Origin of the sequence: Pseudoalteromonas sp. Z9A4, from assembly GCF_011378845.1 — a bacterium.
In the GTDB taxonomy this organism is placed as follows: Bacteria; Pseudomonadota; Gammaproteobacteria; order Enterobacterales; family Alteromonadaceae; genus Pseudoalteromonas; species Pseudoalteromonas arctica.
In genome coordinates this window covers 25,696-46,009 of record NZ_WTLA01000005.1, presented here as the reverse complement: position 1 = coordinate 46,009, position 20,314 = coordinate 25,696, and the positions used below count along the sequence as shown (strand labels likewise).

General features: G+C 40.5%; 17 protein-coding genes. 7 read left to right on the top strand and 10 right to left on the bottom strand.

Going from position 1 to position 20,314, the window contains the following annotated elements:
- Positions 1 to 3: 3 nt before the first annotated feature.
- The 5 genes from crcB to lrp form a co-directional block, all read right to left on the bottom strand.
- Entirely contained in the window at positions 4 to 384 is a 381-nt protein-coding gene (gene crcB / locus GQR54_RS05755; protein WP_021032117.1) for a fluoride efflux transporter CrcB, read from the bottom strand.
- Positions 377 to 1,720 carry a replication-associated recombination protein A gene (locus tag GQR54_RS05750; RefSeq protein ID WP_166376816.1) on the bottom strand — a complete coding sequence of 448 codons (1,344 nt, stop codon included), beginning with the start codon at positions 1,718 to 1,720 and terminating at the stop codon, positions 377 to 379. Before GQR54_RS05750 ends, crcB begins: the two co-directional genes overlap by 8 nt.
- Positions 1,713 to 2,339: an outer membrane lipoprotein chaperone LolA gene (gene lolA, locus GQR54_RS05745; RefSeq protein WP_166376815.1), complete on the bottom strand. Its 627-nt coding sequence runs from the start codon at positions 2,337 to 2,339 to the stop codon at positions 1,713 to 1,715. Before lolA ends, GQR54_RS05750 begins: the two co-directional genes overlap by 8 nt.
- Entirely contained in the window at positions 2,336 to 4,834 is a 2,499-nt protein-coding gene (locus tag GQR54_RS05740) for a DNA translocase FtsK 4TM domain-containing protein (RefSeq protein ID WP_166376814.1), read from the bottom strand. Before GQR54_RS05740 ends, lolA begins: the two co-directional genes overlap by 4 nt.
- 173 nt (positions 4,835 to 5,007) lie before the next feature.
- The gene (lrp, locus tag GQR54_RS05735; RefSeq protein WP_007582985.1) at positions 5,008 to 5,487 is read right to left on the bottom strand and encodes a leucine-responsive transcriptional regulator Lrp; all 480 of its coding nucleotides are present in this window, start codon (positions 5,485 to 5,487) and stop codon (positions 5,008 to 5,010) included.
- 142 nt (positions 5,488 to 5,629) lie between these two features.
- Here lrp and ald point away from each other — a divergent pair, with 142 nt between their 5' ends.
- Positions 5,630 to 6,751, top strand: coding sequence for an alanine dehydrogenase (ald, locus tag GQR54_RS05730; protein WP_010552621.1), 1,122 nt, complete (start codon positions 5,630 to 5,632; stop codon positions 6,749 to 6,751).
- A 131-nt stretch (positions 6,752 to 6,882) separates the two neighbouring features.
- On the opposite strand, the gene pssA is transcribed toward ald, so the two are convergent.
- Positions 6,883 to 8,208 carry a CDP-diacylglycerol--serine O-phosphatidyltransferase gene (gene pssA, locus GQR54_RS05725; protein WP_165734839.1) on the bottom strand — a complete coding sequence of 442 codons (1,326 nt, stop codon included), beginning with the start codon at positions 8,206 to 8,208 and terminating at the stop codon, positions 6,883 to 6,885.
- Positions 8,209 to 8,506: 298 nt separating this feature from the next.
- Between pssA and trxB the strand changes: the two genes are divergently transcribed.
- The 4 genes from trxB to infA all read left to right on the top strand — a co-directional run bounded on the left by trxB (position 8,507) and on the right by infA (position 11,276).
- Entirely contained in the window at positions 8,507 to 9,457 is a 951-nt protein-coding gene (trxB, locus tag GQR54_RS05720) for a thioredoxin-disulfide reductase (protein ID WP_166376813.1), read from the top strand.
- 96 nt (positions 9,458 to 9,553) lie between these two features.
- Positions 9,554 to 10,270 (top strand): leucyl/phenylalanyl-tRNA--protein transferase, encoded by a 717-nt coding sequence (gene aat, locus GQR54_RS05715; RefSeq protein ID WP_166376812.1) that lies wholly within the window; start codon positions 9,554 to 9,556, stop codon positions 10,268 to 10,270.
- Positions 10,263 to 10,967 (top strand): arginyltransferase, encoded by a 705-nt coding sequence (locus tag GQR54_RS05710; RefSeq protein WP_010552618.1) that lies wholly within the window; start codon positions 10,263 to 10,265, stop codon positions 10,965 to 10,967. Before aat ends, GQR54_RS05710 begins: the two co-directional genes overlap by 8 nt.
- 90 nt (positions 10,968 to 11,057) lie before the next feature.
- The gene (gene infA, locus GQR54_RS05705; RefSeq protein ID WP_002962494.1) at positions 11,058 to 11,276 is read left to right on the top strand and encodes a translation initiation factor IF-1; all 219 of its coding nucleotides are present in this window, start codon (positions 11,058 to 11,060) and stop codon (positions 11,274 to 11,276) included.
- Between the two features lie 213 nt (positions 11,277 to 11,489).
- Here infA and clpA read toward each other — a convergent pair whose 3' ends face one another.
- Together clpA and clpS are read right to left on the bottom strand one after the other, a co-directional pair.
- On the bottom strand, positions 11,490 to 13,751 hold the full coding sequence (gene clpA / locus GQR54_RS05700) for an ATP-dependent Clp protease ATP-binding subunit ClpA (protein WP_007585108.1): 2,262 nt from the start codon (positions 13,749 to 13,751) through the stop codon (positions 11,490 to 11,492).
- A gap of 68 nt (positions 13,752 to 13,819) precedes the next feature.
- The gene (gene clpS, locus GQR54_RS05695; RefSeq protein WP_007585109.1) at positions 13,820 to 14,128 is read right to left on the bottom strand and encodes an ATP-dependent Clp protease adapter ClpS; all 309 of its coding nucleotides are present in this window, start codon (positions 14,126 to 14,128) and stop codon (positions 13,820 to 13,822) included.
- 210 nt (positions 14,129 to 14,338) lie between these two features.
- Here clpS and cspD point away from each other — a divergent pair, with 210 nt between their 5' ends.
- Complete coding sequence (gene cspD / locus GQR54_RS05690) at positions 14,339 to 14,557, top strand: cold shock domain-containing protein CspD (RefSeq protein ID WP_002962500.1); 219 nt, start codon at positions 14,339 to 14,341, stop codon at positions 14,555 to 14,557.
- Between the two features lie 525 nt (positions 14,558 to 15,082).
- The gene (locus GQR54_RS05685; protein WP_166376811.1) at positions 15,083 to 17,305 is read left to right on the top strand and encodes an NADP-dependent isocitrate dehydrogenase; all 2,223 of its coding nucleotides are present in this window, start codon (positions 15,083 to 15,085) and stop codon (positions 17,303 to 17,305) included.
- 329 nt (positions 17,306 to 17,634) lie between these two features.
- Here GQR54_RS05685 and GQR54_RS05680 read toward each other — a convergent pair whose 3' ends face one another.
- Positions 17,635 to 18,876, bottom strand: a complete 1,242-nt coding sequence (locus tag GQR54_RS05680) for an amidohydrolase family protein (RefSeq protein WP_166376810.1) — start codon at positions 18,874 to 18,876, stop codon at positions 17,635 to 17,637.
- Positions 18,877 to 18,888: 12 nt separating this feature from the next.
- The gene (locus GQR54_RS05675; RefSeq protein WP_007585115.1) at positions 18,889 to 20,271 is read right to left on the bottom strand and encodes an amidohydrolase; all 1,383 of its coding nucleotides are present in this window, start codon (positions 20,269 to 20,271) and stop codon (positions 18,889 to 18,891) included.
- Between the last annotated feature and the right edge of the window lie 43 nt (positions 20,272 to 20,314).

Here is a 20,314-nt window from a genome sequence, read left to right as displayed (position 1 = left end):
TTTTTAACCTTTTTGCATTACTAGCTGAAGGCCCAGCCAAGCCATAAAAATACACACCATCACGTTTAAGATGATATTGAGGGCCATTTTAATAAAGTGACCTTGTTGTAATAACAACAACGAGTCCATTGAGAATGTTGAAAAGGTGGTTAATGCACCTAAAAAGCCAATACCGATAAGGGTTTTGGCGGGGCTTGCGGTGATAATTTCTTTATCTATCAAACCGTACAAAATGCCCATTAACAATGAACCCAGAATATTAACCGTCAACGTGCCAAAAGGGAATCCCCTACCGAGGAGTTTTAGCATGCTTTCGCTAATAAAAAACCGTAAACACGCACCTGACGCTCCGCCAAGGGCGATCATCATATAAAGTTTAATCATTTTCGTACCGTTTAAGTGGGCTTTGCGCATCGCGCTCTTTTAGGTAGTCGAGTTTTTGTTTAATTTTTTGCTCAAGTCCGCGTTCGCTCGGTAAGTAATATTCTTTGCCGTCCATTTCTGGTGGTAAATATTTTTCACCTGCGGCAAATGCGCCTTCTTCGTTATGCGCATAGCGGTACTCAGCGCCGTAACCTAAGTCTTTCATTAAGTTGGTTGGGGCATTACGTAAATGCTCTGGCACAGGGTAACTAGGCTCATTTTGAGCATCTGCTTTGGCTTGATTAAATGCCATATACACCGCATTACTTTTAGGTGCACTGGCTAAATACAATGTGGCTTGTGCAATTGCACGCTCACCTTCGCTTGGACCTACTCGCTGAAATATATCCCATGCGTTTAGGGCGACTTCCATTGCGCGCGGATCGGCGTTGCCAATGTCTTCGGTGGCAATAGCAAGTAAACGCCTTGCAACATATAAAGGGTCGCCACCACCAGCTAAAATACGGCAATACCAATAAAGCGCACCATCGGGGGAACTGCCACGTACTGATTTATGAAAAGCTGATATTAAATCGTAAAACTCATCGCCGCCTTTATCGTATTTAGCTAAATGAGTAGGTAACACTTGGCTAAGTACGTGCTCGTCTACGTTGTATTGACCGTTTTGCTCGGTTGTTAAATCAACCGCTTGTTCAAGTAAATTTAGTACTTTTCGGGCATCGCCACCACTTGCTTGGCACAATGCCTTTTTAGCGTTGCCGGCAATAGTGATATGCTTTTGGCTTAATTGTTCGTCTTGCTTAAGTGCGCGCTCTATTACGGTATATAAGTCGGTATCGGCAAGCGATTTTAAAACATACACACGTGCACGCGACAATATAGCGTTGTTAAGGGCAAACGAGGGGTTTTCGGTGGTAGCACCTACAAATATAAAGGTGCCGTCTTCAATGTGCGGTAAAAACGCATCTTGCTGAGATTTATTAAAGCGGTGAACTTCGTCAACAAACATAAGGGTGCGTTGGCCACGGCTTTCTAGGTTGTCTCGCGCTTGCGTTACGCTGTCACGTATATCTTTTACGCCTGCGGTTACCGCCGACATTTGAATAAGTGAGGCATCAGCATGGTTGGCAATTATTTGCGCAAGCGTTGTTTTACCAACACCCGGCGGGCCCCACAAAATTAAACTATGGCAGCGCCCCGCTACAATGGCTTGATGCAATGGTTTGTCAGCACTTAATAAATGCTGTTGACCAATGTACTCGTCAAGCGTTGTAGGGCGCATACGCGCGGCAAGTGGGCGTACATCGGGCCCAAAATTAAATCCTAAATTACTCACCGTTACTCTGATCGTCTATTTCAACACCTTCAGGAGGCGTAAATTCAAAAGTGCTCTTATCAAGCTGTGTATTAACTTGTACATCGTTAAACGTAAATGACGATAGCTGCCCTGAGTTGTCGGTAACTACTAATTTAGCAAGGCCTTGTTCGTTATCTGCAAACGCTATATCAAGTTGTTCTACTTGGCTTTCTACGCCTTTATTTGGCGTTACGCTAAAGCCTGTACTTGTTGCAAGTACGCTGTATTTTTCCCACTGTGCTGGGTCTTTAGATGTAAGTAGTACAAACGGTGTTGAGTCGATTAGGCTGCTGGTATTCATAATCGTTACTTGCTCAGCAAAGCTGTCGAAGTAATATGTTTTATCACCGTTTGATACAAATAACGTATCGTCTGGATTAGTTTGCTGCCAGCGAATCATCATAGGCTGTTGAAGGGCTATTGTACCCTCGCCTTGCATTACTGCTTGGCCTTCTTTGTCTGTTACTTTTTGCGCGAATTGCGCTTTAAAGCTTTTTAATGTCGCTAATTGGTCTTGTAATGCTTGGCTGTCATCTGCAAAGCTTGGTGCAGCTAGTACGCTGCCTAACACTAATAATAAGGCATTAACTTTTTTCATGAATTTGCTCCATTAGGTACTAATACATCGCGAGCACCGTTATGGCCTGGTGAACTCACGATACCCGATGTTTCCATTTGTTCTACTAGGCGTGCTGCGCGGTTATAGCCAACACGTAATTTACGTTGTACTGATGAAACCGATACTTTGCCGGTTTCTATTACAAACGACACAGCTTCGTCGTATAGCGGATCGTTTTCTTCGTCTGCGTTTTCGCTTGCTTCACCTGGTAATAAAATATCCTCGCTTGCATCGCCATTGAGTATTTCATCAACGTAATTTGGTTTTGCACGCGCTTTCCAATCGTTTACTACGGCATGTACTTCATGGTCGTCTACAAACGCGCCATGCACACGCTCTGGTACGCTAGTACCTGGTGGTAAATAAAGCATGTCGCCCATACCCAGCAGGTTTTCGGCGCCTTGTTGATCAAGTATGGTGCGCGAATCTATTTTACTTGATACCTGAAACGCCATACGTGTTGGTATATTTGCTTTAATTAAACCTGTAATTACATCAACCGATGGGCGCTGAGTTGCCAGTATTAAGTGAATACCAGCCGCACGTGCTTTTTGGGCAATACGTGCAATAAGTTCTTCTACTTTTTTACCTACAATCATCATCATGTCGGCAAATTCGTCAATTACTACAACAATACTTGGTAATTTACCTAGCTCGTCTGGGCCTTCTTTCATGCCATCTGTGTCTTTAAATAATGGGTCAAGAATTGGGTAACCCGCTTCTTTGGCTTCAAGCACTTTTTGGTTGTAACCTTTTAAGTTACGTACACCTAATGCTGACATTAATTTATAACGGCGTTCCATTTCGCCTACACACCAACGCAGTGCGTTGGCCGCTTCTTTCATGTCGGTAACTACTTCACACAATAAATGCGGAATGCCTTCGTATACTGAAAGCTCAAGCATTTTAGGGTCAATCATAATCATACGTACATCGTCAGGACCTGATTTGTACAGCAAGCTTACTATCATGACATTAACGCCCACTGATTTACCTGAACCGGTTGTACCTGCTACTAATAAGTGTGGCATTTTACCAAGGTCAGCACATACAGGCTGACCGGCAATATCTTTACCTAACACCATGGTAAGTGGCGAAGGGTTTTGCTCAAATTTAGGCGCGTTTATTACTTCTGATAAACGTACTATTTCGCGGTGTTTATTAGGAAGCTCAATACCTACATACGTTTTACCTGGTATAACTTCTACAACACGTACACTAATTGCCGAAAGCGAACGGGCTAAGTCTTTAGCTAAGCCTGTAATTTTAGATACTTTAATGCCGGGTGCTAAATCTAGCTCAAAACGTGTAACAACTGGCCCTGGGTATACAGCAACAACTTTAGCTTGAACGTTAAAGTCGAGTAGTTTTGTCTCTACTAAGCGCGATACTGTATCGAGCTCTTCTTGCGAAATTGGGTTTTTAGCTTTATCCGGTCTGTCGAGTAAATCGAGCGACGGTAATGGCCCCGGTGGTGGTTCTTGCGTTAATAATTGCTCAAACTTTTCTTTAGCCGTTGGCGGTGGTTGATATTGCGCTTTTGATTTAGGCATTGGTCTTGCTGGCGATACCACTGTTGTAACTGGTTTTTCTGGCTCTACAACTGGGCTTTGGTCAAGCGCGTTTAGCGCAGCGGCCGTGTCCATTGGTTCGTCGTCTATGGCGCTAAAGCCAATTTCTTGATCGAGTATGTCGTCAAGCTCGTCAAACGGCATAAACTCGTCACTAATTTGAGGCTCATTAAACGGTGTTTGCGGTTTATTAATTGCTTTTTGTTTCTCTGCTTTTTTAGCTGATGTAGGCAGCTCTATTTGCTCATGGATATCGTCTTCAAAGTGCGCATCAGCTTCATCGTTATTATTTGCTTTGCCCGCAGCGTGTTCTCGGTGCATCCAACCTTTTGCGTACGATACAATAAAGCGGTAAAACCTAACCATTAAATCGCCAAGGTAATCTACAAAATCAACCCACGATACACCCGTTAATAAGGTAAGCCCAGCAAAAAAGAAACACAGCAATAATATAGATGTACCGGTAAAGTTAAACGCAGGCATCATGGCTGATGCAATAACATCGCCCACTACCCCACCAGAGGAAAAGTTATAAATATCGTCAAAATTGATACTACTAATAGCGGTAGCTGAGGTAATAAATAAAGCAAAACCAATAACACGCAGCGCTAAGGTGGTGTAATCAAGCTGTAAAATGCGGTGAGGTTGTTTAAATAGCAAGTAGCCAAATAGCTGAATGGCCGCCGGCACTAAGTAAGCCAACCAACCAAAGGTGAGTAATAAAATGTCGGCTATCCATGCACCGGCTGCTCCTGTGATGTTGCTTACTTCGCTAAAACTAGTTTGCGACCATGCAGCATCTGCTGGATCAAAGCTGATCAAGGCACATAAAATAAATATTGCCGTAAAGGTGCTGATAATCAGCCCTGTTTCTAATAGTCTTTGCACACCGTTTAGGCGCATAGTTCCCTATTCCTCTTTATTATTCTATTTTTATTCACACTTACTTAGCAGTGAAATACCTTAGCAGGAAATGCAATTTGTTGCACTTTATCTTAACCTTGATGGCCTGATTATGAACAAGTTTTTATAATTTGAGCTTATATAAGTAAATGACGCAGCTAATATAAATAACCTTAAGTAATATAAGGACGAATAATTACACCTTCTTCACCTTTTACTTCTTCCATTACTACATAAGTTCGGCTTTCACTAACGTTAGGCAATTTTAATAATATGTCACCTAATACACCACGGTATTCTGACATATCATTTACGCGCGTTTTAAGTAAAAAATCAAAATTACCCGATACTAAATGACATTCGATAATTTCTTCGTGCTTTTTAACGGCCGCACTAAACTCATCAAATACGTCGGGAGATGTTTTAGTAATTGTTACTTCTACATACACCGATAAACCTTGCCCAAGCTTAGCTGGATCGACCACTGCTTTATAGCCAAGTATGTAGCCTTCTCGTTCTAGCTTTTTCACTCGCTCCAGACAGGGCGTGGCGCTTAGGCCAACTCGTCTGGCCAGTTCAACATTTGACAAGCGTCCATCGTGCTGTAATTCCATTAAAATTTTACGGTCAATTCTATCTAATAACTGATGCATAGTACCAACTAGTTTTTTGTGCTGTTTATTTTTGTTATATAGATGATAACACTAGATTTGACTTTAAAAAAGGTGAGACACACGGGCTTATGATGAATATAATAGTGAAAAATGTTAATCCGTTCTTAATAAGGCAAATGATATGATTATTGGTGTTCCTAAAGAAATTAAAAACCATGAATACCGTGTAGGTATGGTTCCTGCGAGTGTTCGTGAATTAGTAAACCACGGTCATCAAGTGATTGTAGAAACTGATGCAGGCATGGGTATTGGTTTTACTAACGAAGATTACACGCTAGCGGGTGCTGAAATTTTAGCAACTGCTGCTGACGTTTTCGCTAAAGCAGACATGATTGTAAAAGTAAAAGAGCCACAAGCTGTTGAACGTGCAATGCTACGTGAAGACCAAATTCTTTTCACTTACTTACACCTTGCACCTGATCTTCCACAAACTGAAGACCTTGTAAAAAGCAAAGCTATTTGTATTGCATACGAAACTGTAACTGACTCTCGCGGTGGTTTACCGCTTCTTGCTCCTATGAGCGAAGTTGCTGGTCGTATGTCTATTCAAGCTGGTGCACAAGCGCTAGAAAAATCTAACCACGGTCGTGGCATGCTACTAGGTGGCGTACCAGGCGTTGAAGCAGCTAAAGTTGTTATCATTGGCGGCGGCATGGTTGGTCGTAGTGCAGCGCAAATGGCTGTTGGCCTTGGTGCTGAAGTTGTCGTTCTTGACCGTAACATCGACGTTTTACGTGCACTAGATGCGCAATTTGGTAATAAAGTAAAAGCTATTTATTCAACTGCTGATGCACTAGAAAAACATGTACTAGAAGCTGACTTAGTAATTGGTGGCGTACTAATTCCAGGTGCTGCTGCACCTAAACTAGTAACTGCTGAACACATTAAAGCAATGAAACCTGGTTCTGCAATTGTTGACGTTGCAATCGACCAAGGTGGCTGTATTGCTACTTCTAAAGCAACTACGCATGCAGATCCTACTTTCATCGTTGATGAAGTTGTTCACTACTGTGTTGCTAACATGCCAGGTGCTGTTCCACGCACATCTACGTTTGCACTTAACAATGCAACATTGCCTTTCATCATTAACCTTGCAAACAAAGGTTATAAAAAGGCGCTACTAGATGACGCTCACTTCTTAAAAGGCTTAAACGTAATTAAAGGCCAAGTAACTTACAAAGAAGTAGCAGAAGCGTTCAACATGGAATATGTTGACCCACGCACAGCGGTAGAAAACGCATAATTTAGCGTTTTGTAGTTAGGTTGGTATTAAGTATGTAGCTACCTAACTACAACCATAAAAAAAGCAGCTAATTAGCTGCTTTTTTTGTATTTAAATTTCAGATTTATATAAACTTATTTAGATAAACTGGTTTAGATAAAACGCTTAATTATAAAATCTACTTTTACGCGCTTAGCTTGGCCAAGTAGTTTTTTAACTGGCTGTGGGTAATCATCCATCGTTTCTAAATCATCTGGGCCAGTTAAACGGCGGCAGTGTTGTAAAATTTCCTGCTTTTCGTTATCAATAGCATCCATAATTGTTTGCTCTGGATCTTCTATTAAAATACCGTTTTCGATATCAAGACCCCATGCACGCGGATTTAAGTTATGCCCGCTCAGTAAATGCTTTGTTCTATCTGAACAAATACCTTTTAAATGAAACGAATTGCTTTCATCTTTCCACAGGTACACATTTAAATTACCGTTATCGATATGACGCTTTTGCGTTTTTACAAACTTATGCAAAATAGTTTCGTATAAATAAGGTAATGCCCCTATTTTACTAAACGGCTCGCTTGGCGGTAAATAAAAGTCATTTGCTGTTTTATCGCCTACAACAATAGTCACTTGCTTGCCTTGCTTTAATAATCGGCGCAGCGATCGCATAAGCGGTGCCGGAAAATTGAAGTATGGCGTATACAACACAAGCTCTTGCTCTGTTGTATCAAATAACGCTTTTATTAAACGATTTAACTCGTTATTACGACGCCCAAGCCCTAAAAATAAGCGAATACCTAATGCTTTCGTATTTAGCTGCTCTGCTGCGTTATAACTTGCGACTTTTAAATCACGCATTAATTGCTTTTGATCAAGCTTAAAGTCGTGCAAACGCTTAAGCGGTCGTGTGTCAATGCGTGGCACAGCCACTGAACTAAGTAGCTTTGTCTCAATAAAATCAACTACGGAGTCACACAGTTCGCTCTGCGTTATTAAAAAGTAGCGATCGAGTCTGTAGCGTTCGTTATGCTGCAAGTACACGTTATTTAAACTTGCGCCGCTGTAAAGTAAGGTGTCGTCAATTACAAAACCTTTTAAATGCAATACGCCAAACAATTCTTTAGCTTTTACAGGTACGCCATAAACTTGTACGTTCGATTTAAACTTTTCTAAATCGTCACAGTATAAACTTGCGTTACCGTCTGATTTATCAGCGCCAATTAATCCACGTTGCGCACGATGAAAATCCACCAGCACTTTTACCTCTAGTGCGGGGTTTGCCAATGACACACGATGCAGCGCTTCTAAAATTTCGCGACCTGCTTCGTCATCTTGTAAATACAACGCAGTAATATAAATTCGTTTTTTTGCGTTCGCTATCAAGCGTAGCAATTGCGTTCGGTAATCTTGCGCATTGGTTAAGACGTTAACGTCTTTTGAAGTCAACCCGAATGCGGGTTTTTCCTGCCAAAATAACATAGTTGCCTATTTGCTTAGGTCACATAATCTATCAGTGACAAATAAAATTAGGTAAAACATAACAAAAAAAATCAAAGGGGTCATGAAATAACGCTGTTTTGTTGCCTGTTAGTCTATTTATTGAGCTACTTAGGCATTTTAACTGTAAAAGCACAGAACTCTAGTACACAATACTGCACAGCTTTTCGATTTAAGAAAAAAAATAATCGCGGATTTTGTTTACATCTGCCTTGTTTTTCTTAGAATCAAGCGCATTAATGAGCATATTGAACACCGTATTAAACGTTTAGGAAAAATAATGACTGAAGCAAAACATTGTAAGCTACTAATTTTAGGCTCTGGCCCAGCTGGTTATACTGCCGCAGTATATGCAGCACGTGCAAATTTAAACCCTGTTTTAATTACAGGCATTCAACAAGGTGGTCAATTAACAACCACGACTGAAGTTGAAAACTGGCCAGGTGATGCACACGGTTTAACAGGCCCTGCATTAATGGATCGTATGAAAGAGCATGCTGAGCGCTTTGAAACTGAAATCATATTTGATCACATTAATAAAGTAGATGTATCTAAGCGCCCTTTCACACTAATTGGCGACCAAGGTACTTACACATGTGATGCGTTAATCATTGCAACCGGTGCATCTGCTAAATACTTAGGCTTAGAGTCAGAAACTAATTTCCAAGGCCGTGGTGTTTCGGCGTGTGCTACATGTGACGGTTTTTTCTATAAAGGTCAAAAAGTAGCGGTTGTTGGTGGTGGTAATACAGCGGTTGAAGAAGCGCTTTACTTATCTAACATTGCTGACGAAGTACATGTTATTCACCGCCGTGATAGTTTCCGCAGTGAAAAAATATTAGCTGACCGCCTTGCTGAAAAAGCAGCAAACGGTAATGTCGTAATGCATTACAACCGTACGCTTGACGAAGTATTAGGCGACCAAATGGGCGTAACAGGCGTACGTATTAAAGATGCACACTCTGATGCAACTGAAGAGCTTGATTTAGCCGGCGTATTTATTGCTATTGGTCACAAGCCAAATACCGATATGTTTGTTGGTCAACTAGAAATGAAAGATGGCTACTTAGTTGTAGAGTCTGGTCTTCACGGTAATGCGACTCAAACAAGCGTAGAAGGCGTTTTTGCTGCAGGTGATGTGTCAGACCATATTTACCGTCAAGCAATCACATCAGCGGGTACAGGCTGTATGGCTGCACTTGATGCTGAACGTTTCTTAGATAATCTATAAGCGGTCAAAATAATTTAGAGGGGCTGATTATTCAGCCCTTTTTTTATGTCTAAAATATAGTTACACTTTTACGATCAATTATAAAATAAGTACTGTATGAGAAATCAGCTATACCAATTAAGCGAAACCGATATAGCATTCCCCAATCCGGAATACGCATTAGAATCCCCTGATGGCTTGTTAGCAATTGGTGGAGATTTAAGCTTGCCTCGGCTAAGTAATGCCTACAAAAGCGGAGTATTCCCTTGGTTTAGTGAAGATGAGCCTATTATGTGGTGGTCGCCAAGTGAGCGAGGCATTTTTGAGCTTAATGATTTTCATATAAGTAAGAGCCTGCGTAAGCATTTAAAAAAACACCCTGTTAGAGTAACCATTAATAATGCCTTTGAGGAAGTGATAGAAGCCTGTCGAGATCAACGCATTGATACCGATGGCACCTGGATCACCTCTGAAATGCTCGACGCTTACGTTAACGCGCACCATGCAGGCATTGCACATAGTTTAGAGGTGTGGAGTAACGGAGAGCTTGCAGGTGGCTTATACGGCATAATGCAAAATGGGGTATTTTGTGGCGAGTCGATGTTTCATCATCAAACCAATTGCTCCAAACTTGCTATGTGGGCATTGGTAAATTGGCTTAAACGGCATAATGCACACTTTATTGATTGCCAGTTAGAAAACCCTTATTTAATGACCCTAGGTGCAAAAGTAATCCCCCGTTCCACATTTTTGACTAAACTAAAAGCTGCACATAACTATACTGTTAACCCTATTATGTGGGAGCCACAAGAACTTGACGCAATCTATGAATGAGCAACTTCCTGCACGTGTTGGTTTAACCCAAGAGTTTGACTGTAGCTATTTACCCAACAGACAAGAGCAACTTTTAGTTATTCTTGATCCTAGTTGCTACAGCACCGACAAATTTGAGTCATTATTAGGCTTGGGATTTCGTCGCAGTGGTAACCAAATATACCGTCCGCACTGCCCAATATGCAGCGCATGTAGTTCTGTGCGTGTATTAGCACAAGACTTTATGCCCTCAAAATCGCAAAAACGTAAACTAAACAAAGCAAAAACACAGTTTGAGGTAAAATATTCAACGCAAGAGCGACCTGAGTATTATCCGCTCTATAGTAAATACATAACGATGCGTCATCAGGATGGAAGTATGTACCCTCCTGAAAAAGAACAGTTTCAAAGTTTTTTGCTTTGTAGTTGGCTCAAGATCACATTTATTGAATTGTGGCACCAAGATACTTTAGTCGCGGTTGCCGTAACTGATTGTATGAATAGCGCTATTTCTGCAATTTATACCTTTTTTGATCCCGACTTTGAACACTATAGTTTAGGCTCTGTGATGATATTAGAGCAGCTAAAGTTTGCTAAAGAGCAAAATAAGCAATACGTGTACTTAGGCTATCAAATTGATGAATGCGACAAAATGAAGTACAAAACTCAGTTTTTACCTGCTCAAAAACAGCTCAATGATGAGTGGGTGGCTATTTAATTTGCAAATATAGCCCCTGCGCCTTTACTTATTGGAGTATTTTGGGCAAAATCTGCAGCGTTTAACTATTAAAGAGGTGTTACGCTAAACATGGCGAAAGAAGACGTAATCGAAATGCAAGGGACAGTCCTTGATACTTTACCAAATACAATGTTCCGAGTTGAGCTAGAAAATGGTCACGTAGTTGTGGCTCATATTTCAGGCAAAATGCGCAAAAACTATATCCGTATTTTAACCGGCGATAAAGTAACGGTAGAAATGACTCCTTACGATTTATCAAAGGGTCGTATCGTATTCCGTGCTCGCTAAGTAAGTGCGTAAACGAGATTTAGTTTTTGGCTAGTGTTTTACTAGCTTTAAGCGTTTATTAAATGTAATTGATAGACATTGACTAGCAATTACATTTAATAAACAAAAAGCCCAGTTTTTGCTGGGTTTTTTGTTGCCTATAAAAAGGGCAAAAAAATGGCCCGCTATTATGTAGCGGGCCATTTTATTTAACTAGATTATTTAATTAACGTTTTACGCTGGTGTTAAATTACTCTCGTAATCAAAGCGAATCTTCTTGTCTTTAACTGATACTTTAACCGTACCGCCATCAACAAGTTCACCAAACAGTATTTCGTTAGCTAATTGCTTTTTAAGCTCTTCTTGAATAACACGTGCCATTGGACGTGCACCCATTGCTTTATCGTAGCCTTTATCTGCCAACCACTCACGTGCTTTAGACGTAAGCTCAAGATTAACCGATTTTTTATCGAGCTGCGCTTGCAGTTCCACAATAAATTTATCAACCACCAGTAAAATAACTTCACGTTCAAGGTGATTAAACCAAATGATGTTATCTAAACGGTTTCTAAATTCTGGTGAAAATACTTTATTAATTGCACCCATTGCATCGTGCGTATGATCTTGCTCTGTAAAACCAATCGACTTACGCGTAGTTTCTTGAACGCCCGCATTGGTAGTCATTACAACCACTACGTTTCTAAAATCAGCTTTACGACCGTTATTATCGGTTAACGTACCGTGATCCATAACCTGTAGCAAAATGTTGTAAATGTCTGGATGCGCTTTTTCAATCTCATCTAGTAGTACAACTGCATGTGGATTTTTAATCACAGCTTCTGTTAATAAACCACCTTGTTCAAAACCAACATACCCTGGTGGTGCACCAATTAATCGGCTTATTGCATGGCGTTCTACATATTCCGACATATCAAAACGAATAAACTCAACACCCATACATTTAGCAAGTTGCTTAGTTACTTCTGTTTTACCCACACCGGTTGGGCCTGCAAACAAGAACGAACCTACTGGTTTTTCTTCGCTCGATAAACCAGAGCGAGATAAGCGAATAGCTGATGTAAGCGCATCAATAGATTGATCTTGCCCAAACACGAGCATTTTAAGGTTACGGTCTAAGTTTTTAAGCGTTTCTTTATCTGTCGACGAGACGCTTTGCGCTGGGATACGTGCCATTTTAGATATAATTAGTTCTATATCTGCCACGCCAATGGTTTTTTTACGTTTAGAGCTAGGTTGCAAGCGCTGACTTGCACCCGCTTCATCAATTACATCAATTGCTTTATCTGGCAAATGGCGCTCATTAATATATTTAGCACTAAGCTCTGCAGCTGCTTTTAATGCTTTTTGAGTGTAACGAATACCATGGTGCTCTTCGTAACGCTCTTTTAATCCATTTAATATTTTAGTGGTATCGGCAACACTTGGCTCAAGTACATCAATTTTTTGAAAGCGACGTACTAATGCACGGTCTTTCTCAAAAATATTTTTATACTCGTTGTAAGTTGTTGAACCCATACAACGTAGCTTACCACTTGAAAGGAGTGGTTTAAGCAAGTTTGATGCGTCCATAACACCACCAGACGCCGCGCCGGCACCAATAATAGTATGTATTTCATCAATAAATAAAATAGATCCAGGCTCTGCTTGTAGCTCTTTTAGTAAGCTTTTAAAACGCTTTTCAAAGTCGCCACGGTATTTAGTACCCGCAAGCAATGCACCCATATCTAGCGAGTACACAACGGCATCTGCAATTACTTCTGGTACTTGCTTATTAACAATGCGATACGCTAAGCCTTCAGCAATAGCTGTTTTACCAACGCCCGCTTCACCAACAAGTAATGGGTTATTCTTTTTACGACGACACAATACTTGTACCGTGCGCTCTACTTCGCTGTCGCGACCGATCAGTGGGTCAATGTTACCTTCACGGGCTTGAACGTTTAAATTAGTTGTAAAGCTGTCTAGCTTGCTTGCTTCTTCATTTTGAACTTCTTGCACTTCATCATGAATATCGTCGCTGTCGTTGCCTAATTCATCATCTGCTTTAGAAATACCATGCGAAATAAAGTTAACGATGTCTAAACGCGATACATCATGCTTTTTAAGTAAATATACAGCTTGGCTTTCTTGCTCAGAAAAAATAGCAACTAGCACATTCACGCCAGTGACTTCATTTTTACCTGACGATTGCACATGGAACACAGCGCGTTGTAATACACGTTGAAAGCCAAGTGTTGGCTGAGTTTCACGCTCTTCTTCTAAATCTGGAATGACGGGTGTTGTTTCGTCAATAAATTCTAATAATTCGGTTTTTAAACCAGAAATATTAACACCACACGCGTTTAGGGCTTCTCCTGCAGAAGGATTATCTAACAGCGCAAGTAAAAGGTGCTCTACGGTCATAAACTCATGACGGCGAGTGCGCGCTTCACGAAACGCGGCATTTAATGTGAGTTCTAAGTCTTTGTTTAGCATTGGCAACCCCTTACTGAGATAATAATTTATACCACAACAATCGGATGTTTGATCACCCTAATTGGTATTTATTCCTGCTCACAACTACAAAGCAGTGGATGCTCGTTATCACGCGCGTAGCGGTTAACTTGTTCAGCTTTGGTGTGGGCTACGTCAGCGCTGTAAACACCACATATACCCTTACCTTTTTCATGAACCTGAAGCATCACGTCGGTTGCTCTATCGCTATCCATATTAAAAAACGTCGTTAAAACTTCTATTACAAAGTCCATCGGCGTGTAGTCGTCGTTATTTAAAACAACTTTATATTTTCGCGGCGGCTGTAGCTTTTGCTTTTCGCTGTCGCGAACTGTATCGATAACACCTGAATCTTTCATACCACTCATAATTAAATATAGTCTTGTCTTTGTAACTCAAGCAAACTTGAATAAAAAATAAATAAAATGTTAAAAAAAATAACTCAAAACACTTGACTGGTTGGCTAAATAAACTACAGTCAAACGTAGATTGATTAAACCTTAGTCAGTCTAGCAAATAATACAATTTAGAATAACTAAATTAGTCAACTTATTGAAGGATGTAGAAGTATGGCTTGCGGTAAAGTTAAATGGTTCAACAACGCTAAAGGTTTTGGTTTCATCGTAGAAGACGGCTGCGAGAATGATATTTTCGCTCATTACTCAACAATTGTAATGGACGGTTATAAAACGCTTAAAGCTGGTCAAGATGTAACATTCGAATTAGAACAAGGACCTAAAGGTCTACACGCTAAAAATATTGCCCCAGATGGTGACATTATTGAGTGACTATTGTTTTGTTCGACTAAAGCGAGTGACCTTTTAAGATCCTCGCTTAATTCCTTAAGCATACTAACTTATCTCTTCTCCCCTATTTATTGCCTCTTTTCATTCAAATTCAACCCTTTTCCTTGAATTTATTTTATATACCCCAATGTTCTAAGAGTTGATTGTTTAACTGCTTATTGGGCATGCTCAACCTCTAGCCCTTTTTATTTAAGCTTGTTACACTCTTGGTGCTAAAAATTGCGTATTAACGCAGCAACTAATCCAACTTGTCGCCTCTTTTATATGTACTAGGCTAAAGGCTGATTTATTTTTGTTAATTTTTTAGCTATAAATACAATTCCAGTTCGTCAGGTGTGACTATTCTGCTTTTATAAAAGAGCAACGCTGAGTACCAACACCTAACAAACTATTCATTACGAGCGTATGTATTCATTAACTTGTTTAATAATATGTACTCACTCATTAGTAATGATTTTCTTTGCATTGTTGAATAAGACCTTTTCGGTCTACTATCTAGGAATGATGATGACATCAAAAATTATCTATACAAAAACGGACGAAGCTCCGGCACTAGCAACTTACTCGTTGCTACCGATCATCCAAGCATATACAAATGCGGCCGGTGTTGAAGTTGAAACTCGCGATATCTCATTAGCAGGTCGTGTAATTGCTAGCTTCCCTGATTATTTAACACAAGAACAACGCATTAGTGATGCACTTGCTGAACTTGGCGAGCTTGCTAAAACACCAGAAGCAAACATCATCAAATTACCAAACATCAGTGCATCTGTACCACAGCTTCGCGCTGTAATTAAAGAGCTTCAAGCAAAAGGTTACGCTCTTCCAGAATACCCTGTTGAACCTAAAAATGATGAAGAAAAAGCAATTCAAGCTGCTTACGACAAAATCAAAGGCAGTGCAGTAAACCCAGTACTACGTGAAGGTAACTCAGATCGTCGCGCACCAGGTTCTGTAAAAGAATATGCACGTAACAACCCACATTCAATGGGTGCGTGGAGCAAAGATTCAGAGTCTTATGTTGCAAGCATGAGCGAAGGCGACTTCTTTGGTTCAGAAAAGTCTGTAACTGTTGATACAGCCACTGATGTACGTATTGAACATGTTGCAACTAACGGCGATGTTTCTGTACTTAAACAAAGCACGCCTCTTTTAGCTGGCGAAGTTATTGATGCATCAAGCATCAGCGCTTCTAAGCTTCAAGCTTTCTTAGCTGCTGAAATTGACGCTGCTAAAGAAAAAGGTGTTTTATTCTCGCTTCACATGAAAGCGACAATGATGAAAGTATCTGATCCAATTATCTTTGGTCACGCTGTAAAAGTATTCTACAAAGATGTATTTGCTAAACACGGTGAGCTTTTTGAAGAGCTAGGTGTTGATGTAAATAATGGTTTAGGCGATGTATATTCTAAAATTCAAACATTAGACGATGCTAAGCGCGAAGAAATTGAAGCAGACATTCAAGCTGTTTACGCCAGCCGCCCTGCTATTGCTATGGTTGATTCTGACCGTGGTATTACAAACCTACACGTACCAAGTGACGTGATCATCGATGCTTCTATGCCTGCTGCAATCCGTTCAAGCGGTCAAATGTGGAATAACGATGGTAAATTACAAGACACTAGCTTTGTAATTCCAGATCGTTGTTACTCAGGTATTTACCAAGCAACTATTGATTTTTGTAAAGTAAATGGCGCGTTTGATCCAACAACTATGGGTAGCGTACCTAACGTTGGCCTTATGGCTCAAAAAGCTGAAGAATACGGTTCACACGATAAAACGTTTGAAGCTAAAGCAGATGGTTCTATCCGTGTTGTTGATGCAAATAGTAATACATTACTTGAGCACAGTGTTGAGCAAGGCGATATTTGGCGCATGTGTCAGGTTAAAGACGCACCAATCCAAGATTGGGTTAAGCTTGCAGTAAATCGTGCACGCGCAACAGGCGTTCCAGCTATTTTCTGGTTAGACGAAAACCGTGCACATGATGCAGAGCTAATCAAAAAAGTAAATAAATACCTACCAGATCACGATACAGCTGGCCTAGATATTCAAATTTTAGCACCGCTTGAAGCAACGTTGTTCTCACTAGCGCGTATTAAAGAAGGTAAAGATACTATTTCTGTAACAGGTAACGTTTTACGTGATTACCTTACAGATTTATTCCCAATTTTAGAGCTAGGTACGAGTGCTAAAATGCTTTCAATTGTTCCACTTATGAACGGTGGTGGATTATTTGAAACTGGCGCAGGTGGTTCTGCACCTAAGCATGTTCAACAATTCGAAAAAGAAAACCACTTACGTTGGGATTCTTTAGGTGAATTTTTAGCACTTGCTGCATCTCTTGAGCACCTAAGCGTAACTACAGGTAACAACAAGGCACAAGTTCTTGCTGATACACTAGATAAAGCGACTGGTACTTTCCTTGCAGAAAACAAGTCTCCTTCACGTAAAGTGAAAGAAATTGATAACCGTGGTTCTCATTTCTTCCTATCTTTATTCTGGGCACAAGAACTTGCTAAGCAAAATGATGACAGTGAACTTAAAGCACAGTTTACTCAAATTGCTAGCGATCTTGAGTCTAATAAAGAACAAATCGTAAGTGAACTTAACGATGCGCAAGGCCCTGCAGTTGATTTAGGCGGTTACTTCCAGCCTAACGATGATGCAGCCTTTAAAGCGATGCGTCCAAGCACTACATTTAACGATATTCTTGCTAAATTAGTATAAATATTAGTTTAAATTTAAAAGCCGCTTACTTGTAAAAGTAAGCGGCTTTTTTATGTCTAATACCAATTCGCTTAATTAAGTGATCTATTTTTAGGATGGAAAAACGTGTTGATAGCTAGGCAAAAAATTTGCTATTTAGTCGTTCTCGGCAATTGCTCCTGCATTGCTCTACCTTCTGCATCCATGCAGTCGTAAATGAGAATTTTTTAACACAGGTAGTGACACGTTTAGCCCCGCAAAATGATTAAGTATTATTGCGGATTGGTATAAACTTTAAAAAAGGCCGCTATTTATAAAATAGCGGCCTTTAAAATAATTAAATTTATTAATTATTTAGTATATGCACGTGGCATTTTTGAATCAGTCGTATAACGATCACGCAGTTTATCTTGGCGAGATTGTGTAGATACCTCAACCCCATTAATAAACATTTTGTTCACGTGGCTGCTTAGTTCAAACGGGTCATTACTCCACATTACTACATCAGCAGCTTTACCTACTTCAAGACTACCTGCATTAATGCCAAATACATCAGCAACGTTTGATGTAACCGCTTTTAACGCACCTTCTTGGCTCATACCATACGATACTGCATTACCAGCATCAAAACGCAGCTGATAAATGTTGTGACTTGCATCACCACCTACCGTTAATAATACTTTAACGCCTGCTTTTTCTAGCACACCTGCATTATCTAAACTCGCATGAAGCGAATCAAAACTTGCTGGTAAGCTGTCCATTGCACTAATAATTACTGGGATATTTGCTTTAGCAACGCGCTCTTTTACTACAACAGCGTCTTGTGCGCCGTTAAGTACTAAGTTAATACCAAATTGCTCTTTTACTTTAATAAGCTCAATAATATCTGCCGCACGTGATACGCCAACCACTAATGGCATTTCGCCACTGAGTACTTTTGCCATTACTTTGTCTTCAGTACTTGGCTTGTCGTCATCTTTTTTAGCTTTTTTACCAGCTTTAGTTTTGTGCTCATCAAGTTTATTAATCAGTGTTTGCAAAGTAAAAGCACGAGAGCCTTTACTGCGCTCACCTAAGTAAACAATTAAAGCCGCTTGTTTTTGCATGTCGCTGTCAAAACTACCACTTAAATCAACAACACTCGCAAGGCCTGAAAAAATGCTATCGCCGCCATGAGGGGTAATGACATCGCGTGTTACACCGCCTTTACGAGCGTAAGGTATTAAGCTTGAATGTGCGTTGTAAGCAAGACTTACGTCAAAATCAATACTGGCTTTTTCCTCGCCTGCATCGCGAGAGCCCGCAACTGCACTTACCTCAACTAAACCAAGTTGATTTACACTTGCAATAAAGCCAGGGGTTACAATTTGGCCCTTTGCATCAATAATTTGATCTACTTTAATTTCAGTTGGGTTAATCGCTGTGATTTTACCATCTGTCATTACAATGCTTGCCGCTTCTAATACACCTTGATCAGATGACGTATGCAATGTTGCATTAATAATTGCTAGCGATTGTGCGCTTACAGCACCAGATGCTAATAATCCTGCAGCAACCAGAGAAAGCGAAAACGAACGTGATAAATTTTTCATTCTGGGTGCTCCTTATTGTTGACCTAACATAAAATCACTTGTTGCTTGATACGCGCTGTCGTTTCTATCGTAAACTTTTGCACCATCAACAAACACTTGTTCAGCTTTAGCATAAACACTAAATGGGCTTTGATTCCAAATAACAACATCGCCCTGCTTACCTGCTTCTAGTGAACCTGTTTTGTCATCAATACCTAGCGATTTAGCAGCGTTAGCCGTGATCCATTTAATAGCGTGTTGCTCAGAAATATCAAAACCGTTTTCGTTAGCACGGTACATAACCTTGCCAGCTTCTTGGTTTAAGCGCTGAATAGTAGTATCTGAATCTGAGTGAACAACTGCACATGAATTTTTAACCGCATCAACAATAGCTACGTTTTCTTGAACCATGTCGTAGGCTTCCATTTTAAAACCCCACCAGTCTGGCCAAAGTGCAGCACACGAGCCATTCTCAGCAAGTAGGTCAGCAATTTTATATGCTTCTACACCGTGATGGAATGTACCCGCGTCGTAATTAAATTCTTTTGACAGGTCAATCATCATTGCCATTTCTTCAGCTTTATAACAATGATTATGAATACGTACTTCGCCCTCAAGCACACCACGAAGCGTATCGTGTTTAATATCACGTACTGGTGCTTCTGGGTTTAAACCTGCTTCATAATCGGCATCGTACTTATCCCATGCACGTTTGTATTCAGCGGCTTCAGCCCACGCCATACGATAACCAGCCATATTACCCATACGAGTTGAAGGCAATACACCTTGACGACCATAAACACGTTTAGGGTTTTCACCACACGCCATTTTTAAACCATACGGCGCCTCTGGAAATTTCATACCTTGCATAGTGTGTGCAGGGACGTTTTTAAGCGTAACGCCGCGTCCACCAAATAAGTTAGCTGAGCCTGGTAAAATTTGTAGAGAAGTAATGCCGCCTTCGCGTGCACGATTAAAGCCTGGATCTTGTGGCCAAACAGAATGCTCAACCCACACTTCTGCAGTGTTAGGGCTGGTCATTTCGTTACCATCTTGATGCGACTCAACCGAAGGGCTTGGGTATGCACCTAAATGTGAATGTACGTCAATAATACCCGGTGTTACCCATTTGCCTTGTGCATCAATTGTAATATCAGCAGTAGCAGTTAAGTCTTTACCAACTTGTTGTACTTTGCCGTCAACAAGTAATACATCAGCCTCATCTAAACGCTCACCAGTACCTGTAAGTACTGTTGCATTTGTAATAAGTGTGCTTGATGTAGAAACGGGCTGATAAGTGCTTGGGTAAGGATTTTTGTTGATTGTTATTTTATCGTCTTGCGGGCCGTTTTCTTGGCAACCTACAAGTGCAGCAGCTAAGCCAACTGCTAATAAAGAAGGTGCAAATTTTTGCATGTTGTTTGGATCTCCTGTTTTTTTGCTACTTTAGCGAAAGCTA